Below are 15,074 nucleotides of genomic sequence, written 5' to 3' on the forward strand. Positions count from 1 at the left end.
CCGTCGTCTCAAGGTATGATAGGCGCCGGCAGCCCCCCAACCCACCATATTTAGGAGCCCCGTCTCATGTCCAAACCAGCCTACAAGCGTGTCCTCCTCAAACTGTCCGGCGAAGCGCTGATGGGCGACGACGCGTACGGTATCAATCGCAGCACCATCGAGCGGATGGTGGCTGACGTGGCCGAGGTCGCGAAACTGGGCGTGGAACTGGCGATCGTCATTGGCGGCGGCAACATCTTCCGTGGTGTCGCCCCTGGCGCCCAGGGCATGGACCGCGCCACCGCCGACTACATGGGCATGCTGGCCACCGTCATGAACGCCCTGGCCCTGGCTGACGCCATGCGCCACGTCGGCATCACCGCGCGCGTGATGTCGGCGATCGGCATCGAGCAGGTGGTCGAGCCGTATGTGCGCCCGAAAGCGCTGCAGTACCTGGAAGAAGGCAAGGTTGTCGTGTTCGCCGCCGGCACCGGCAACCCGTTCTTCACCACCGATACCGCGGCCGCCCTGCGCGGTGCGGAAATGAGCGCCGAAATCGTTCTGAAGGCAACCAAGGTCGATGGCGTGTACACTGCCGATCCGAAGAAAGACCCGAACGCCACGCTGTACCACAAGATCAGCTTCGACGAAGCGATCGCCAGCAATCTGCAAGTGATGGACGCCACCGCCTTTGCGCTGTGCCGCGACCAGAAACTGCCGATCAAGGTGTTCTCGATCACCAAGCCCGGCGCGCTGATGCGCGTGATCATGGGCGAGGATGAGGGTACACTGGTTCACGTTTAAGATTTACACCATCCGTATACAGGAGAGCAGCAATGTCCGTAGCTGACGTTAAAAAGAATGCGCAAGAGCGCATGACCAAATCGCTGGAAACCCTGCGCGCCGACCTGGCCAAGGTCCGCACCGGCCGCGCCCACACCGGCATCCTCGACCATGTCATGGTCGAGTACTACGGTTCGCCGACCGCGCTGTCGCAAGTGGCTGGCATCAACCTGATTGACGCACGTACCATCGGCGTGCAGCCGTTCGAAAAGCGCATGGCTGCCACCATCGAAAAAGCCATCCGCGACGCCGACCTGGGCCTGAACCCGTCGGCGCAGGGCGACGTCATTCGCGTGCCCACCCCGGCGCTGACCGAAGAGCGCCGCAAGGAAATGGTCAAGCTGTGCAAGAGCGAAGCCGAAGACGCGAAAATCGCCGTGCGCAACATCCGCCGCGACGGTAACGAATCGCTGAAAAAGCTGGTCAAGGACAAAACCATCTCGGAAGACGACGAGCGTCGTGCTGTCGATGATGTGCAGAAGCTGACCGACAAGTTCATCGCCGACATCGACAAGATGGTGGCAGAGAAGGAAAAAGAAGTCCTGACGGTTTAACCCTTCAGGCCGAGGCGCCAGCGACCACTTTGTCATTCGCGCTCCAGCGAATGGCAAGTTGGCGCTGGCGTCTTGTCTTTTTCCGTTCCACCTGCAATACTTTATTCCTTTGGCAGCAAAGCTTTCATGAAATATACGAGTTCGACTACCGAGGTCCCGGACGCACCGCAAGTGCCGCGCCATGTCGCCATGATCATGGACGGTAACGGCCGCTGGGCCACCAAGCGCTTTTTGCCGCGCGTCGCCGGTCACGTCAAGGGCGTCGAAGCGGTCCGTAACGTGGTCGAGGCCTGCATCAACCGCGGCATCGAGTACCTCACCCTGTTTGCCTTCAGTTCCGAAAACTGGCGCCGCCCGGAAGAGGAAGTGTCCCTCCTGATGCGCCTGTTCATGACTGCGCTCGAGCGCGAAGTGTCCAAGATGCACGCCAATAACATCCGCCTGCGCGTGGTGGGCGACCTGACCCGCTTCGACGACAAGCTGCGCACCATGATCGCCAACGCCGAGCGCAAGACCGCCAACAACACCAGCCTGACGGTCACCATCTGCGCCAACTACGGCGGCCGCTGGGACGTCATGCAGGCCGTGAGCAAGATGGTTGCCGCCCATCCCGGCGCCACCGATTTTTCCGAAGAACAGCTGGCGCCGCACCTGGCCATGGCGTACGCGCCGGAGCCCGACCTGTTCATCCGTACCGGCGGCGAGCAGCGCATCTCCAATTTCCTGTTGTGGCAACTCGCGTACACCGAGCTGTTCTTCACCGACACGTACTGGCCCGATTTTTCGATCGAGCGCCTCGACGAGGCGATCGCCTCCTACCAGCACCGCGAACGCCGCTTCGGCCGCACCGGCGCGCAACTGGCAGAAAAGAAAAACTGATGCTGAAAACACGGATTATTACCGCTCTGGTCTTGCTGGCGGTGCTGCTGCCAGTCCTGTTCTTCCAGTATTTCCCGGCCTTTGCCGTGGTCGTCACGCTGTTCCTTGGCGCGGCCATCTGGGAAGGTGCGCGCATGTTCGGCCTGAAAGACAGCCCGGCCCGCATCGCCGGCATCGTCGGTGCGCTGCTGTTCGTGGCGCTGTTGTACAAGGCCCAGCCCGGTTCCGCGACCCCGCTGTACGCGATCGCCTCGCTGCTCTGGCTGATCCGCTACGCGCCGTCGCTGGGCCTGGGCTTGCCCCAGCTGGGTACGGCCGCCAACTGGTCGATGGCGCTGACCTTCAGTTTTGCCGTGTTCGTCTGCTTCTTCGCCATCGTCGGCCTGTACCTGCGTTCGCCCGTGTACCTGCTGTCGGTGCTGGTGCTGGTGTGGATTGCCGATATCGGCGCCTACTTCTCCGGCAAGGCCTTCGGCAAGCGCAAGCTGGCGCCCACCATCTCGCCCGGTAAATCGTGGGAAGGCGCGATCGGCGGCGGTATCGCCGTGCTGGTCATCGCCATCATTTCCATTCTTGCGGCGGGCGGCGTGCCGTGGCTGCAAGACACCTTTGCCGTGCGCCTGCAGGCGCGCTTCGGCTGGGGCGTGACCATCGTGGCGCTGCTGCTGATCGTGGCCGCGTCCGTGATTGGCGACCTGTTCGAATCCCAACTCAAGCGCCGTGCGGCCATCAAGGACAGCAGCAACCTGCTGCCCGGCCATGGCGGCGTGCTCGACCGTGTCGATGCGCTGATCCCCGTGCTGCCGATCGCCGCACTGATCTCGGCCTGGCTCTGAAAGAACTCCTTATGCAACGCATCACCATCCTTGGCGCCACCGGTTCGATCGGCGTGTCCACGCTGGACGTGCTCGCCCGTCATCCCGAGCGCTACGCTGTCTATGCCTTGTCCGCGCACAGCCGCGTCGATGCGCTGGCCGCGCAATGTATCGCCTTCAAACCGCAACGTGCGGTGGTCGGCACCGCCGAGGCGGCAGGGCGCCTGGCCGCGCTGCTGCGCGCCGCCAACGTCAACACCGAGGTGGAATACGGCGAAGCTGCGCTGTGCGCGATTTCGTCGGCGCCCGAAGTGGACAGCGTGATGGCGGCGATTGTCGGCGCGGCTGGCCTGGCGCCAACCCTGGCCGCTGCCCGCGCCGGCAAGAAAATCCTGCTGGCCAACAAGGAGGCACTGGTCATGTCCGGCCAGCTGTTCATGGACGCCGTTGCCGAATCGGGCGCCATCCTGCTGCCGATCGACAGCGAACACAACGCGATCTTCCAGGCCATGCCGCAATTTGGCGGACGCATGCCGGCCGTGCGCGATGCCGGCGCCGGCGTTGCCAAGATCTTGCTCACCGCGTCCGGCGGGCCGTTCCTCACGCGCGACGTCGCCACCCTCGAGGATGTCACGCCCGAGCAGGCCTGCAAGCACCCCAACTGGTCGATGGGCCGCAAGATTTCGGTCGATTCGGCCACCATGATGAACAAGGGCCTGGAAGTGATCGAGGCGCACTGGCTGTTCGGCGCCCCGGCCGACCGTATCGATGTGGTGATCCACCCGCAGTCGGTGATCCACTCGATGGTGTCGTACATCGATGGCTCGGTGCTGGCCCAGCTGGGCAACCCGGACATGCGCACGCCGATCGCCCACGCGCTGGCCTACCCGGAACGCATCGCGTCCGGCGTGGCCCAGCTCGACATCACCGAGATCGCCACCCTGCAATTTCACCGTCCCGACTACGCGCGCTTTCCGTGCCTGGCGCTGGCGTTCGACGCCTTGCGCGCCGGCGGCACGGCGCCGGCGCTGCTCAACGCCGCCAACGAAGTGGCGGTGCAGGCTTTCCTCGACCGCAAGATCGGCTTCCGCCAGATCGACCGCGTGATCGCGCAAGTGGTGGACCAGTTGCCGCATGGCGCTGCCGACAGCATCGACATCGTGATGGCCCAGGATCGCGCTGCCCGCGTGGCTGCTGAAGCCGTGATTGCCGGACTCGTTCAATGAATTTCCTGACCACCATCCTGGCCTTTGCCGTCTGCCTCGGCTCGCTGATCACGATCCACGAGCTTGGCCACTACCTGGTGGCGCGCTGGTGCGGTGTGAAAGTGCTGCGGTTTTCGGTGGGCATGGGTAAAGTCGTGTGGTCGCGCCGCTTCGGTCCTGACCAGACCGAGTGGGCCATCTCGGCCTTGCCGCTGGGCGGCTACGTCAAAATGCTCGACGCCCGCGAAGGCGACCTGGCCAGTATTCCGAAAGAAGACCTGGCGCGCGAGTTCACGCGCCAGAATGTCTGGAAGCGCATCGCCATCGTGGCCGCTGGCCCGCTGGCCAATTTCCTGGTCGCCATCGTGCTGTTCGCCGGCCTGTACATGCATGGCGTGCAGGAGCCGGCCAGCAAGATCAGCGTGCGCGCGCCCGCCGGCCAGGACGCCGACCGCACGCCCGCCGCCATTGCCGGCCTGCGCAGCGGCGACCGCATCACGGCCGTCAACGGCGAGCCGGTTTCGGCCTGGTCCGAACTGCGCTGGAATTTGATGCAGGCGGCCGTTGACAAGCGCCAGGCCAGCCTGGCCGTGGAACGTTCCGGCTATGGTCACATTACCGCCGTGGTGCCGGCTGCGACCATGGCCGCGCTCGACCTCGAAGGCGACATCGTCGGCAGCCTCGGTATCGACGTCTCGCGGCCGTCGCCGGTGGTGCAGCAAGTGCTGCCGGGCGGCGCCGCCGAGCGCGCCGGGCTGCAAGCGGGCGACCTGCTCAAAAGCGTCGATGGCGTGGCGGTGCAGGACGGCATCGCCTTCATCAACCTGGTCCGCGCGGCGCCTGGCAAGACCATGCAGGTCAATGTCGAGCGTGGCAGCGAGGTGCGCACGCTGGCGGTCACGCCGCAGGCCGAAGCACTGCAAGGCGCGGACGGCGAAAAGTCGGGTAAGCAAGCTGTAACAGTCGGTAAGATCGGCGCTTACGTTGCCTTGCAGCCGGATATGATCACCGTGCCGTCGGGCCCGGTCGCGGCGCTGGGCAAGGCGATCGAGCGGGTATGGGATACCTGCGCGATGACGCTCAAGATGATCGGCAAGATGGTCACCGGCGAAGCGTCGCTCAAGAATGTCACCGGTCCGATTACAATTGCCGACTACGCCGGCCAGACTGCGCGCATGGGCGTGGCGAGTTATTTAAGCTTCATTGCCTTCATCAGTATCAGCCTGGGCGTAATGAATTTGCTACCGATTCCCGTTCTAGACGGGGGGCATTTGCTGTATTATTCGCTGGAAGTTTTAACCGGGCGACCCGTGTCCGAGCGCGTGGCGGAATTTGCCCAGCGTATCGGCATCGGTTTATTGATGACATTGATGGTGCTGGCGGTATTTAACGACATCACCAGGCTCATGTAAGAATATATAAATCACCCGGTTGCAGTAATAACTAACAGTTACATGGTTACACGTAGTTCGTTGAATGAGACATTGAATAACCCCGATGAAATTATATTCTGACCGTATTACTCCATCTTCCATGCGCCGCAGTCTGATCGGCACCGCCGTATTGGCGCTTTGCGCCGGCAACGCCATGGCGATCGAACCCTTCGTGATCAAGGACATCCGCGTCGAGGGCATCCAGCGGACGGAAGCCGGTACGGTCTTCAGCTACCTGCCGGTGCGCGTGGGCGAGACCTTCAACGACGATAAGAGTATCAGCGCCATCAAGGCCCTGTATGCCACCGGTTTCTTCAAGGACGTGCGGCTGGAAGCGGACGGCCAGGTGCTGGTGGTGCTGGTCGAAGAGCGCCCGGCCATCTCCAAGGTGGAATTCACCGGTACCAAGGAATTCGAAAAGGACGTGCTGGTCAAGGCGCTGAAAGACATCGGCGTGGGCGAAGCGAAGATTTTCGACAAGGCGTCCGTGGACCGCGCCGAGCAGGAACTCAAGCGGCAGTACCTGTCGCGCGGCCTGTACGGCGTCAAGCTGGTCACCACCGTCACGCCGCTCGAACGCAACCGCGTCAACATCACGTTCGCGGTGGACGAGGGCGAAATCGCCAAGATCAAGCAGATCAACATCATCGGCAACAAGGTCTTCTCGGACAAGGAACTGCGCGAACAGCTGGCGCTCAACACCGGCGGCTGGTTCAGCTGGTACACCAAGGCCGACCAGTACTCCAAGACCAAGCTGACCGGCGATATCGAGTCGCTCAAATCGTTCTACCTCAATCGCGGCTACATCGAGATGAACATCGATTCCACCCAGGTCTCGATCACGCCCGATAAAAAAGACATCTACATCACCATCAACATCACCGAGGGTGAGAAGTACAACGTCGCCGACATCAAGTTCGAGGGCGAGACCTTCGGCCGCGAGGACGAGCTGCGTTCGCTGGTGTTGCTGCGCAAGGGCTCGGTGTATTCGGGCGAACTGCTCACCGCCACCAACAAGCTGATCTCCGATCGCCTGGGCACGTTCGGCTACGCCTTCGCCAACGTCAACGCCAACCCGGACATCAACCAGGAAAAGCGTGAAGTGAGCTTTACCTTCATGATCGATCCGGGCAAGCGCGCCTACGTGCGTCACATGAACATCGCCGGCAACACCACCTCGCGCGACGAAGTGATCCGCCGCGAGTTCCGCCAGTTCGAATCGTCCTGGTACGACGCCAACAAGATCAAGCTCTCGCGCGACCGCGTCGACCGCCTCGGCTACTTCAAGGACGTGACGATCGATACGCCGGAAGCGCAGGGCACTTCCGACCAGGTAGACGTCAACCTCACCGTGGTGGAAAAACCGACCGGTAACTTCACCATCGGCGGCGCTTTCTCGCAATCGGAAAAATTCACGTTCCAGGCGGCGATCCAGCAGGCCAATTTCGCCGGCTCGGGCACCACCGTGGGCATGGAGCTCAATACCTCCAAGTACAGCCGCACGATTTCGTTCTCGCAGTTCGACCCGTACTACACCGACGACGGCATTTCGCGTTCGTACGAGGTGTACCTGCGTACCCAGCGTCCGCCGGCGCTCAACATCGGTAGTTACACCATCAAGCAAAAGGGCGGCCGCATCAGCTACGGCGTGCCGTTCTCGGAAACCGACACCGTGTTCCTCGGTATCGGCCTCGAGCGCTCGTCGATCGAAACCGATTCGACCTCGCCGACCCGGTTCCAGCAATACGTGACCGACGTCACCGGCAATCCGTCCGGTATCGGCAAGGCCGAGACCAACGCCGTGCCGCTCACGCTGGCATGGTCGCGCGACAGCCGCGACTCGGGCCTGACGCCGTCGATCGGCCGCTACCAGCGCCTGAACCTCGAACTGGACGTGATCGGCAAGCAGAAATACTACCGCGCCATCTACGAGCACCAGTACTACAAGCCGATGATCTGGAAAACCGTGCTGGCGCTCAAGGGCGAGCTCGATTACGGCCGCGGCCTCGGCGACACGCCGTACCCGGTGTTCAAGAACTTCTACGGCGGCGGTATCGGTTCGGTGCGCGGCTACGAAAGTTCGTCGCTGGGTGCGGTCGATTCCCGCTACGGCGATGCCCTGGGCGGCGCCGCGCGCGTGATCGGCAACGCCGAGCTGCAACTGCCGTTCCCCGGTTCGGGCAAGGACCGCAGCTTGCGCTGGTTCGGCTTCCTCGATGCGGGCCAGGTGTACCAGGAAGGCGAGAAGCTGCGCTACTCGCAGCTGCGCTACTCGGCCGGCCTCGGTATCAGCTGGATCTCGCCGGTGGGCCCGCTCAAGTTGAGTTATGCTAAGCCCCTGAACGCCAAGCCGACCGACCGCCTGGAACGCTTCCAGTTCCAGATGGGTAGCGGTTTCTGACCTGCACCCCGGCCCGGCACTCTATATTTAATCGGAGAATCAAGTTGAATACTGCATCCGCCACGATGACCAAATCTATTGCCGCCACGCTCGCCCTGGCGGCCATGGGGTGGTGCGCCGTCGCGCCGGCGCACGCGCAGACCTCGCTGTCGCGCATCGCCTGGCTCAGCCCGGAGCGCATCTATAACGAGTCCAAGCTGGCCAAGCTGGCCAGCGAAAAGCTGCAGGAAGAGTTCAAATCGCGCGAAAAAGCCATGTCCGAAATGGAAGGGCGCCTGAAGGCCGCTTCCGCCAAGCTGGAAAAAGACGCGCCGGCGCTGTCCGAAGCCGAACGCACGCGTCGTCAGCGCGACGTGTTCGATCTGGACAAGGAATTCCAGCGCCGCCAGCGCGAGTTCCGCGAAGACCTGAGCCAGCGCACCAACGAGGAACGCCAGGCAATTTCCGACCGCGCCACCAAGATCATCCGCCAGATGGCCGATACCGAAGGCTTCGATATCGTGCTGCAAGATGCGGTATGGGCCAGCAAGCGTATCGACATCACCGAAAAGGTGTTGGCAGCGCTCGACAAAGACAAGTAAAAAAGGACCATGATGGGCACTCGACTGGGCACATTGGTCGAACGCTTCGGTGGTGAGTTGATGGGGGACCCGGACCTGGAAGTGACCGGGATCGCTCCATTGGCCGATGCCGGCGTTTCGCACATCAGCTTTCTCAGCAATAGCAAACTGCGCGCCCAGGCGCGCGACAGCCACGCGGCGGCCCTGATCGTCGCCGCCAAGGATGACGAATTCATCGCCGCCGGTTACACCGGCGCGCGCATCGTGGTCCCCAACCCTTACGTGTATTTCGCCCGCGCGGCGCAGTATTTCGAATCGCTCACGGCCTTCGTGCCGGCCCCCGGCGTGCATCCGAGCGCGGTGGTGGCCGCTGACGCCCACGTTGCCGCCAGCGCCCACATCGGCGCGCGCGTGGTGATCGAAGCGGGCGCCGTGATCGGCGAGCACGCGGTGATCGACGCCGGCTGCTACATCGGCCGCGAAGCCGAAGTGGGCGAGGGCACGCATTTCTTTGCCAATGTCACGTTCCACGCCCACTGCATCATTGGCGCGCGCGGCATCATCCACTCTGGCGCCGTGATCGGCACCGACGGTTTCGGCTTCGCCAACGAGGCCGGCGTGTACATCAAGATCCCGCAAACGGGCCGCGTGGTGATCGGTGACGACGTCGACATCGGCGCCAACACCACCATCGACCGGGGCGCGCTGGCCGACACCATCATCGAAGACGGCGTCAAGCTCGACAACCAGATCCAGATCGGCCACAACTGCCATATCGGCGCCCACACGGCCATGGCCGGGTGCACCGGCGTGGCGGGCAGCGCCAAGATCGGCAAGTACTGCACCTTCGGCGGCGCCTCGATGGTGCTCGGGCACCTGACCATCGTCGACCGGGTGCACGTGGGCTCGGCGTCGATGGTGTCGCGCTCGATCCTGGAGCCGGGCCAGTACACGGGCTTTTATCCGCTGGCCAAGAACGCCGAATGGGAAAAGTCGGCCGCCATCGTGCGCAACCTGCCCGGCATGCGCGAGAAAATCCGCGCGCTGGAAAAAATTATCAAGACCAATAAAGAAAACGAATCATGACCACTACCCAGCCTGACACCGCCAAGACCATGGACATCTGCGAAATCAAGTCCTACCTGCCGCACCGCTACCCGATGCTGCTGGTGGACCGCGTGCTCGCGTACGAAGAAGGCAAGTCGATCACCGCGATCAAGAACGTTACCGTCAACGAAGAATTCTTCAACGGCCACTTCCCGCACAAGCCGGTCATGCCGGGCGTGCTGATGATCGAAGCGATGGCGCAGACCGCTGCGCTGCTGTCTTTCAAGACCATGGGCATCAAGCCTGACGAAAGCTCGGTCGTGTACTTCGTCGGTATCGACGGCGCCCGCTTCAAGCGCCCGGTCGGTCCTGGCGACCAGCTGAAGATGGACGTGGAAATCCTGCGCAACGCGCGCGGCATCTGGAAATACAAGGCCGTGGGCACGGTCGATGGCCAGGTGGCCGTGGAAGCGGAACTGATGTGCACCATCCGCAGCGTTGCGGATGCCAGCCAGCCTGCGGGGCAGTAATCATGGGCACCATCCACGCCACCGCAGTCATCGATCCGAAAGCGCAGCTCGATAGCAGCGTCGACGTCGGCGCGTACACGGTCATCGGACCGCACGTGCAAATCGACGCCGGCACCGTGGTCGGTCCGCACGTGGTGATCGAAGGCCACACCACCATTGGCCGTGACAACAAGCTGTTCCAGTTTTCGTCGATCGGCGCTGCGCCGCAGGATAAAAAATGGGCGGGCGAACCCACCCGCCTGACCATCGGCGACCGCAACACGATCCGCGAATTCTGCACCTTCAACACCGGCACGGTGCAGGACAAGGGCGTCACGTCGCTGGGCAACGACAACTGGATCTCGGCGTACGTGCACCTTGCGCACGACTGCCAGGTGGGCAGCAACACCATCTTCTCGAACAATGCGCAGATCGCCGGCCACGTGGAAATCGGCGACTGGGTGATCATGAGCGGTTTCGCCAATGTCCACCAGTTCTGCAAGATCGGCGCCCATGCGTTCGTGGGCATGAGCACCAGCCTGACGCAGGACGTGCCGCCGTTCGTGCTGTTGAACGGTAACCCGGCGCAGGCGCACGGCGTCAATATCGAAGGCCTCAAGCGCCGTGGCTTTACGCGCGAAGAGATCAACGGCATCCGCACCGCTTACAAGCTGCTGTACCGCTCGGGCCTGACGCTGGAAGAAGCCAAGGCTGCGCTGCTGGCCGAAGAGCAGGCCACGCCAGGCGCGGCAGTGCACATCCGCGCCATGCGCGAATTCCTCGATACGGCGTCCCGTGGCATCGTCCGCTGACAATCTGACGCTGGCGATGGTCGCCGGAGAACCATCGGGCGACCTGTTGGCCGCCCGTTTGCTTTCCGGCCTCAAGCCGCACATCCCCGGCGCCCGTTTGCGCGGCATCGGCGGCGAGCACATGATCGCCCAGGGGTTCGAGTCGCATGTGCCGATGGACAAGCTGACCGTGCGCGGCCTGCTGGCCGTGATACCGCGCTACCGCGAGATCAAGGGCATCCAGAATCAGTTGCGCGACCAGCTGCTGGCCGACCGCCCGGCGGCCTTTATCGGCGCCGACTATCCCGGTTTCAACCTCGGGCTGGAAGAACAGCTGAAGGCGGCGGGCATTCCCACCATCCACTACATCGGGCCGCAGATATGGGCCTGGCGCGGTGGCCGCATCAAGAAGATCATCAGGGCGGTGTCGCACATGCTGGTGGTGTTCCCGTTCGAGGAAGAGATCTACCGCCAGGCCGGCGTGCCGGTGACTTACGTGGGCCATCCGCTGGCCGAGGTGATCCCGATGGCGCCGGACGAGGCGGGCGCGCGCGCCAAGCTCGGCTTGCCGCAGGATGCCAACGTGGTCACCATCATGCCCGGCAGCCGCATGTCCGAGCTCAAATACAATACGGTGGCCTTTGTGCAGGCGGCCAGATTGCTCAAGCAGCGCGACCGCTCGCTGCGTTTCGTCGCGCCGATGGCGGGGGCACGCCAGCGCCAGTATTTCCTGGAACTGGTGGCGCAGGCGGGCTTGCAGGACGTGGAAATCGACCTGCTCGACGGCCAGTCGCACACGGCGATTGCCGCCGGCGACGCGGTGCTGGTGGCCTCCGGTACGGCGTCGCTGGAAGTGGCGCTGTTCAAGAAGCCGATGGTGATTGCCTATAAAATGATGGCGCTGGAGTGGCAGATACTGCGCCACTTCGGCTACCAGCCGTGGGTGGGACTGCCCAACATCCTGGCGCGCGAATTCCTGGTGCCCGAGATGCTGCAGGACGCCGCCAACCCGCAAGCGCTGGCCGAGGCGATGTGGCAGCAGCTGTCCGACGCGCCGCACCGGCTGCGGCTGGCGCAGCGCTTTACCGACATGCATCACAGCCTGCTGCGCAACAGCGCGGTGGAGAGTGCGGCGGCGGTGCTCAAAGTGATCGGCCGCGGCTAGCACATTGGATTCCCGCCTGCGCGGGAATGACGGCGTTGAGGCCGCTGGCCCCGGTTCCGTCATCCCCGCGCAGGCGGGAATCCAATTTATACGCATTAAATTGAATTAACAGTCAGAGTAAAACGTGAAAAACCCAACCCCCGGCCTGTTCGACGACATACCCGACTCCCCCGACGAAATCATCTGCGGGGTGGATGAAGCCGGCCGTGGGCCGCTGGCCGGCCCGGTGTTTGCCGCTGCCGTCATCCTCGACCCGAACCGTCCCATCCTGGGCCTGCGCGACTCCAAAAAACTCACCGAAGCCAAGCGCGATCTGCTGGCCCCGGTGATCAAGTCGCAGGCGCTGGCGTGGGCGATTGCCCAGGCGTCGGAGGACGAGATCGACCAGCTCAATATTTTGCAGGCGTCGATGCTGGCCATGCGGCGCGCGGTCGAAGCGTTGTCCACCGTGCCCACGCTGGCCCTGATCGACGGCAACCGCTGCCCGGTCATGCGGATCCAGTCGATCGCCGTGATCGGCGGCGACGACAAGGTCGATGCCATCTCGGCCGCATCGATCCTGGCCAAGACCGCGCGCGACGCCGCGCTGGTGCAGCTGCACGCGCAGTATCCGCATTACTGCTTCGACCAGCACAAGGGCTACGGCACCGCGCTGCACCTGGCGCGTTTGCGTGAGCATGGCGCGTCGCCGGTGCACCGCCGCTCGTTCGCACCGGTACGCGCCGTGCTGGCCCTGCAAAGCGGCGTGACCATCCAGATCGAGGTGGGCGCATGAAGACCATCACCTCGCGCGACAATGCGCAGTACAAAGACCTGGTCAAACTGGCCGGTAGCGCCCAGGCGCGCCGCAAGTCGGGCCGCACCCTGCTCGACGGCGTGCACCTGTGCCAGTCGTACCTGCAAATGCGCGGCGCGCCCGAGCAGTGCATCGTCGGCGAAACCGCGCTGCACAACCGGGAAGTGATGGAAATCGTCGGCGCGCTGCAAGCGCAGCACGCGCACGTACTGGCCTTGCCCGATGCGCTGTACAACGCGATTAGCCAGGTGGAGCACGGCGTGGGCGTGATGTTCTTGATCCCCACGCCGGAATGCGTTGTGACCGAGCCGTTGAAAGTCTCTGCGGTGCTGCTCGACGGCGTGCAGGATCCCGGCAACGTCGGCTCCATCCTGCGCAGCGCGGCAGCGGCTGGCATTACGCAAGTTTATTGCAGCGCCGGCACTGCGTTCTGCTGGTCGCCCAAGGTGCTGCGCGCGGCCATGGGCGCCCACTTCGTGCTTGATATTTTCGAGAATGTCGATCTGCCAGCGCTGGTGTCGAATTCGCAGGTGGTGTCGCTGGCCACCAGCGGCTACGCCACGCAGCGCCTGTATGATGTGAACCTGCGCCAGCCGGTGGCGTGGCTGTTCGGCCACGAAGGGCAGGGCGTGGCGCACGACCTGCTGGCGCTCGCTTCCCACCAGGTCGTGATTCCCCATGCGGGCCAGGTGGAGTCGCTCAACGTCGCCGCTTGCGCAGCAGTATGCTTTTTCGAACAACTCAGGCAGAATCAGGGCTAGGCAGTTTCCACCGGAGCAGTTATGGATATCGGGCAGTTGCATTTTCTGGTCGCTGAAGGAGACGACGCACAGCGCCGTGTGCTGGTCGATATCCTGCAGCGCCTGGGCGCTGTCCAGATCACCGAGGCGGCCGACGGCGACACCGCGCTGCGCTGCCTGGGCCTGCGCCACCAGCCCGCCGTCAATGTCATCATCCTCGACTTGCAGGTGCCCGGCACCGACGCGCTGGAAGTCATCCGCCGCATGGGCGACCTGCAAAGCCGCGCGGGGCTCATCATCTTCGGTTCGCAAACCAATTCCGTGCTGTTCTCGATCGAGTCGATGGCCGACGCCTTCGGCCTCAATGTGCTGGGCGTGATGACCAAGCCGCTGATCGCCGGCCGCCTGGAGGCGGTCATCGCCAGCCACCTGAAACCGCCAGAAGTGCGGCCGGCGCGTACGCCCACGCTGTCGTTCGCGGAGGTGGGACACGGCTTGAACAACAACGAGTTCGCGCCGCACTTCCAGCCCAAGATCGAACTCGAAACCGGGCGTGTGAAAGGGCTGGAGATGTTCGCGCGCTGGCGCCATTCGCGCTACGGCATTCTCGGCCCTGCGTCGTTCATGCCGGCGCTGGTGGAAAACCACCGCATCGATTTTCTGGACTGGGCGCTGATCGAAAAATCGGTGCAGGCCTGCCGCCGCCTGCACGACGACGGCATCCCGATTTCGTTCTCGGTCAACGTCGATCCCAGCACGCTGGCGCACCCGCAGTTCATGGAGCAGATCGACGCCTGCCTGGAGCGCCACCGCATCATGCCCGACTATCTCACCTTCGAGATGACGGAAAAAGCGGTGCTCACCACCACGCCGCACTTCCTGGAACGGCTGCTACGGCTGCGCATGAAGGGTTTTGGCCTGGCCATCGACGATTACGGCACCGGCCTGATCAACCTGCAATTGCTGGCGCGGGTGCCGTTCTCGGAGCTGAAAATCGATCGCAGCTTTGTCGATGGCGCGTTCCGCAAGCCGGCCATTGCCACCGTGCTGCGCTCGTGCCTGGGCCTGGCGCGCAGCCTGGAACGGCGCTCGGTGGCGGTGGGCGTTGAGACCAAGCAGGACTGGGATTTCCTGCAGGGACTGGGCTGCACGTATGCCCAGGGCTATTACATCGCCAAGCCCATGCCGGTCGAAGAATTTCCCGACTGGCTCTCCGACTGGCGCCATTTTTTCTAGTCGTTTTCCCCGGGAATTCCTGTTCTCCCCCACGCTTGACCGACATCAAGCGGCGTCAGCCTCAGAAACGCAAACTCGACCTCGGTCCTCCGTGTTGAGGGGACGCCAGACGAGGAGCGCG

Annotated in this window: 15 protein-coding genes; all 15 read left to right on the forward strand. The window is 63.4% G+C overall.

Going from position 1 to position 15,074, the window contains the following annotated elements; genetic code table 11:
• The first annotated feature begins 66 nt into the window (after window positions 1-66).
• The 15 genes from pyrH to J2X54_RS05120 all read left to right on the forward strand — a co-directional run bounded on the left by pyrH (window position 67) and on the right by J2X54_RS05120 (window position 14,953).
• Window positions 67-783, forward strand: a complete 717-nt coding sequence (gene pyrH, locus J2X54_RS05050; protein WP_070247605.1) for a UMP kinase — start codon at window positions 67-69, stop codon at window positions 781-783.
• 32 nt (window positions 784-815) lie between these two features.
• Window positions 816-1,376: a ribosome recycling factor gene (gene frr, locus J2X54_RS05055; RefSeq protein ID WP_070247604.1), complete on the forward strand. Its 561-nt coding sequence runs from the start codon at window positions 816-818 to the stop codon at window positions 1,374-1,376.
• Window positions 1,377-1,502: 126 nt separating this feature from the next.
• Entirely contained in the window at window positions 1,503-2,255 is a 753-nt protein-coding gene (gene uppS / locus J2X54_RS05060) for a polyprenyl diphosphate synthase (RefSeq protein WP_310178630.1), read from the forward strand.
• Window positions 2,255-3,091 (forward strand): phosphatidate cytidylyltransferase, encoded by an 837-nt coding sequence (locus J2X54_RS05065; RefSeq protein ID WP_310178633.1) that lies wholly within the window; start codon window positions 2,255-2,257, stop codon window positions 3,089-3,091. Before uppS ends, J2X54_RS05065 begins: the two co-directional genes overlap by 1 nt.
• An 11-nt stretch (window positions 3,092-3,102) precedes the next feature.
• Window positions 3,103-4,296 (forward strand): 1-deoxy-D-xylulose-5-phosphate reductoisomerase, encoded by a 1,194-nt coding sequence (gene ispC / locus J2X54_RS05070; RefSeq protein WP_310178635.1) that lies wholly within the window; start codon window positions 3,103-3,105, stop codon window positions 4,294-4,296.
• Window positions 4,293-5,687, forward strand: coding sequence for an RIP metalloprotease RseP (gene rseP, locus J2X54_RS05075; RefSeq protein WP_310178637.1), 1,395 nt, complete (start codon window positions 4,293-4,295; stop codon window positions 5,685-5,687). The genes ispC and rseP overlap by 4 nt, the downstream gene beginning before the upstream one ends.
• Window positions 5,688-5,772: 85 nt before the next feature.
• Window positions 5,773-8,109 carry an outer membrane protein assembly factor BamA gene (bamA, locus tag J2X54_RS05080; protein ID WP_070247599.1) on the forward strand — a complete coding sequence of 779 codons (2,337 nt, stop codon included), beginning with the start codon at window positions 5,773-5,775 and terminating at the stop codon, window positions 8,107-8,109.
• A 65-nt stretch (window positions 8,110-8,174) separates the two neighbouring features.
• Complete coding sequence (locus J2X54_RS05085) at window positions 8,175-8,690, forward strand: OmpH family outer membrane protein (RefSeq protein WP_070247598.1); 516 nt, start codon at window positions 8,175-8,177, stop codon at window positions 8,688-8,690.
• Window positions 8,691-8,702: 12 nt separating this feature from the next.
• A complete protein-coding gene (gene lpxD, locus J2X54_RS05090; RefSeq protein ID WP_070247635.1) occupies window positions 8,703-9,755 on the forward strand; it encodes a UDP-3-O-(3-hydroxymyristoyl)glucosamine N-acyltransferase in 1,053 nt (350 codons plus the stop codon).
• The gene (fabZ, locus tag J2X54_RS05095; RefSeq protein WP_070247597.1) at window positions 9,752-10,246 is read left to right on the forward strand and encodes a 3-hydroxyacyl-ACP dehydratase FabZ; all 495 of its coding nucleotides are present in this window, start codon (window positions 9,752-9,754) and stop codon (window positions 10,244-10,246) included. Before lpxD ends, fabZ begins: the two co-directional genes overlap by 4 nt.
• Before the next feature lie 2 nt (window positions 10,247-10,248).
• A complete protein-coding gene (gene lpxA / locus J2X54_RS05100) occupies window positions 10,249-11,037 on the forward strand; it encodes an acyl-ACP--UDP-N-acetylglucosamine O-acyltransferase (protein ID WP_310178645.1) in 789 nt (262 codons plus the stop codon).
• A complete protein-coding gene (lpxB, locus tag J2X54_RS05105) occupies window positions 11,021-12,181 on the forward strand; it encodes a lipid-A-disaccharide synthase (RefSeq protein WP_310178648.1) in 1,161 nt (386 codons plus the stop codon). Before lpxA ends, lpxB begins: the two co-directional genes overlap by 17 nt.
• A gap of 124 nt (window positions 12,182-12,305) precedes the next feature.
• Window positions 12,306-12,956: a ribonuclease HII gene (gene rnhB / locus J2X54_RS05110; RefSeq protein ID WP_070247594.1), complete on the forward strand. Its 651-nt coding sequence runs from the start codon at window positions 12,306-12,308 to the stop codon at window positions 12,954-12,956.
• Window positions 12,953-13,738, forward strand: coding sequence for an RNA methyltransferase (locus J2X54_RS05115; RefSeq protein WP_310178655.1), 786 nt, complete (start codon window positions 12,953-12,955; stop codon window positions 13,736-13,738). The genes rnhB and J2X54_RS05115 overlap by 4 nt, the downstream gene beginning before the upstream one ends.
• Before the next feature lie 21 nt (window positions 13,739-13,759).
• Window positions 13,760-14,953, forward strand: a complete 1,194-nt coding sequence (locus J2X54_RS05120; RefSeq protein WP_310178657.1) for an EAL domain-containing response regulator — start codon at window positions 13,760-13,762, stop codon at window positions 14,951-14,953.
• Window positions 14,954-15,074: the final 121 nt, after the last annotated feature.

The organism is Duganella sp. 3397 (genome assembly GCF_031456625.1).
In the GTDB taxonomy this organism is placed as follows: Bacteria; Pseudomonadota; Gammaproteobacteria; order Burkholderiales; family Burkholderiaceae_D; genus Rugamonas; species Rugamonas phyllosphaerae.

Coding starts and splice junctions, on each gene's coding strand:
- ispC (WP_310178635.1), top strand. CDS start 3,103: ATGCAACGCATCACCATCCTTGGCGCCACCGGTTCGATCGGCGTGTCC.
- J2X54_RS05065 (WP_310178633.1), top strand. CDS start 2,255: ATGCTGAAAACACGGATTATTACCGCTCTGGTCTTGCTGGCGGTGCTG.
- lpxA (WP_310178645.1), top strand. CDS start 10,249: ATGGGCACCATCCACGCCACCGCAGTCATCGATCCGAAAGCGCAGCTC.
- frr (WP_070247604.1), top strand. CDS start 816: ATGTCCGTAGCTGACGTTAAAAAGAATGCGCAAGAGCGCATGACCAAA.
- uppS (WP_310178630.1), top strand. CDS start 1,503: ATGAAATATACGAGTTCGACTACCGAGGTCCCGGACGCACCGCAAGTG.
- J2X54_RS05085 (WP_070247598.1), top strand. CDS start 8,175: ATGACCAAATCTATTGCCGCCACGCTCGCCCTGGCGGCCATGGGGTGG.
- lpxD (WP_070247635.1), top strand. CDS start 8,703: ATGGGCACTCGACTGGGCACATTGGTCGAACGCTTCGGTGGTGAGTTG.
- fabZ (WP_070247597.1), top strand. CDS start 9,752: ATGACCACTACCCAGCCTGACACCGCCAAGACCATGGACATCTGCGAA.
- pyrH (WP_070247605.1), top strand. CDS start 67: ATGTCCAAACCAGCCTACAAGCGTGTCCTCCTCAAACTGTCCGGCGAA.
- J2X54_RS05115 (WP_310178655.1), top strand. CDS start 12,953: ATGAAGACCATCACCTCGCGCGACAATGCGCAGTACAAAGACCTGGTC.
- J2X54_RS05120 (WP_310178657.1), top strand. CDS start 13,760: ATGGATATCGGGCAGTTGCATTTTCTGGTCGCTGAAGGAGACGACGCA.
- rseP (WP_310178637.1), top strand. CDS start 4,293: ATGAATTTCCTGACCACCATCCTGGCCTTTGCCGTCTGCCTCGGCTCG.
- bamA (WP_070247599.1), top strand. CDS start 5,773: ATGAAATTATATTCTGACCGTATTACTCCATCTTCCATGCGCCGCAGT.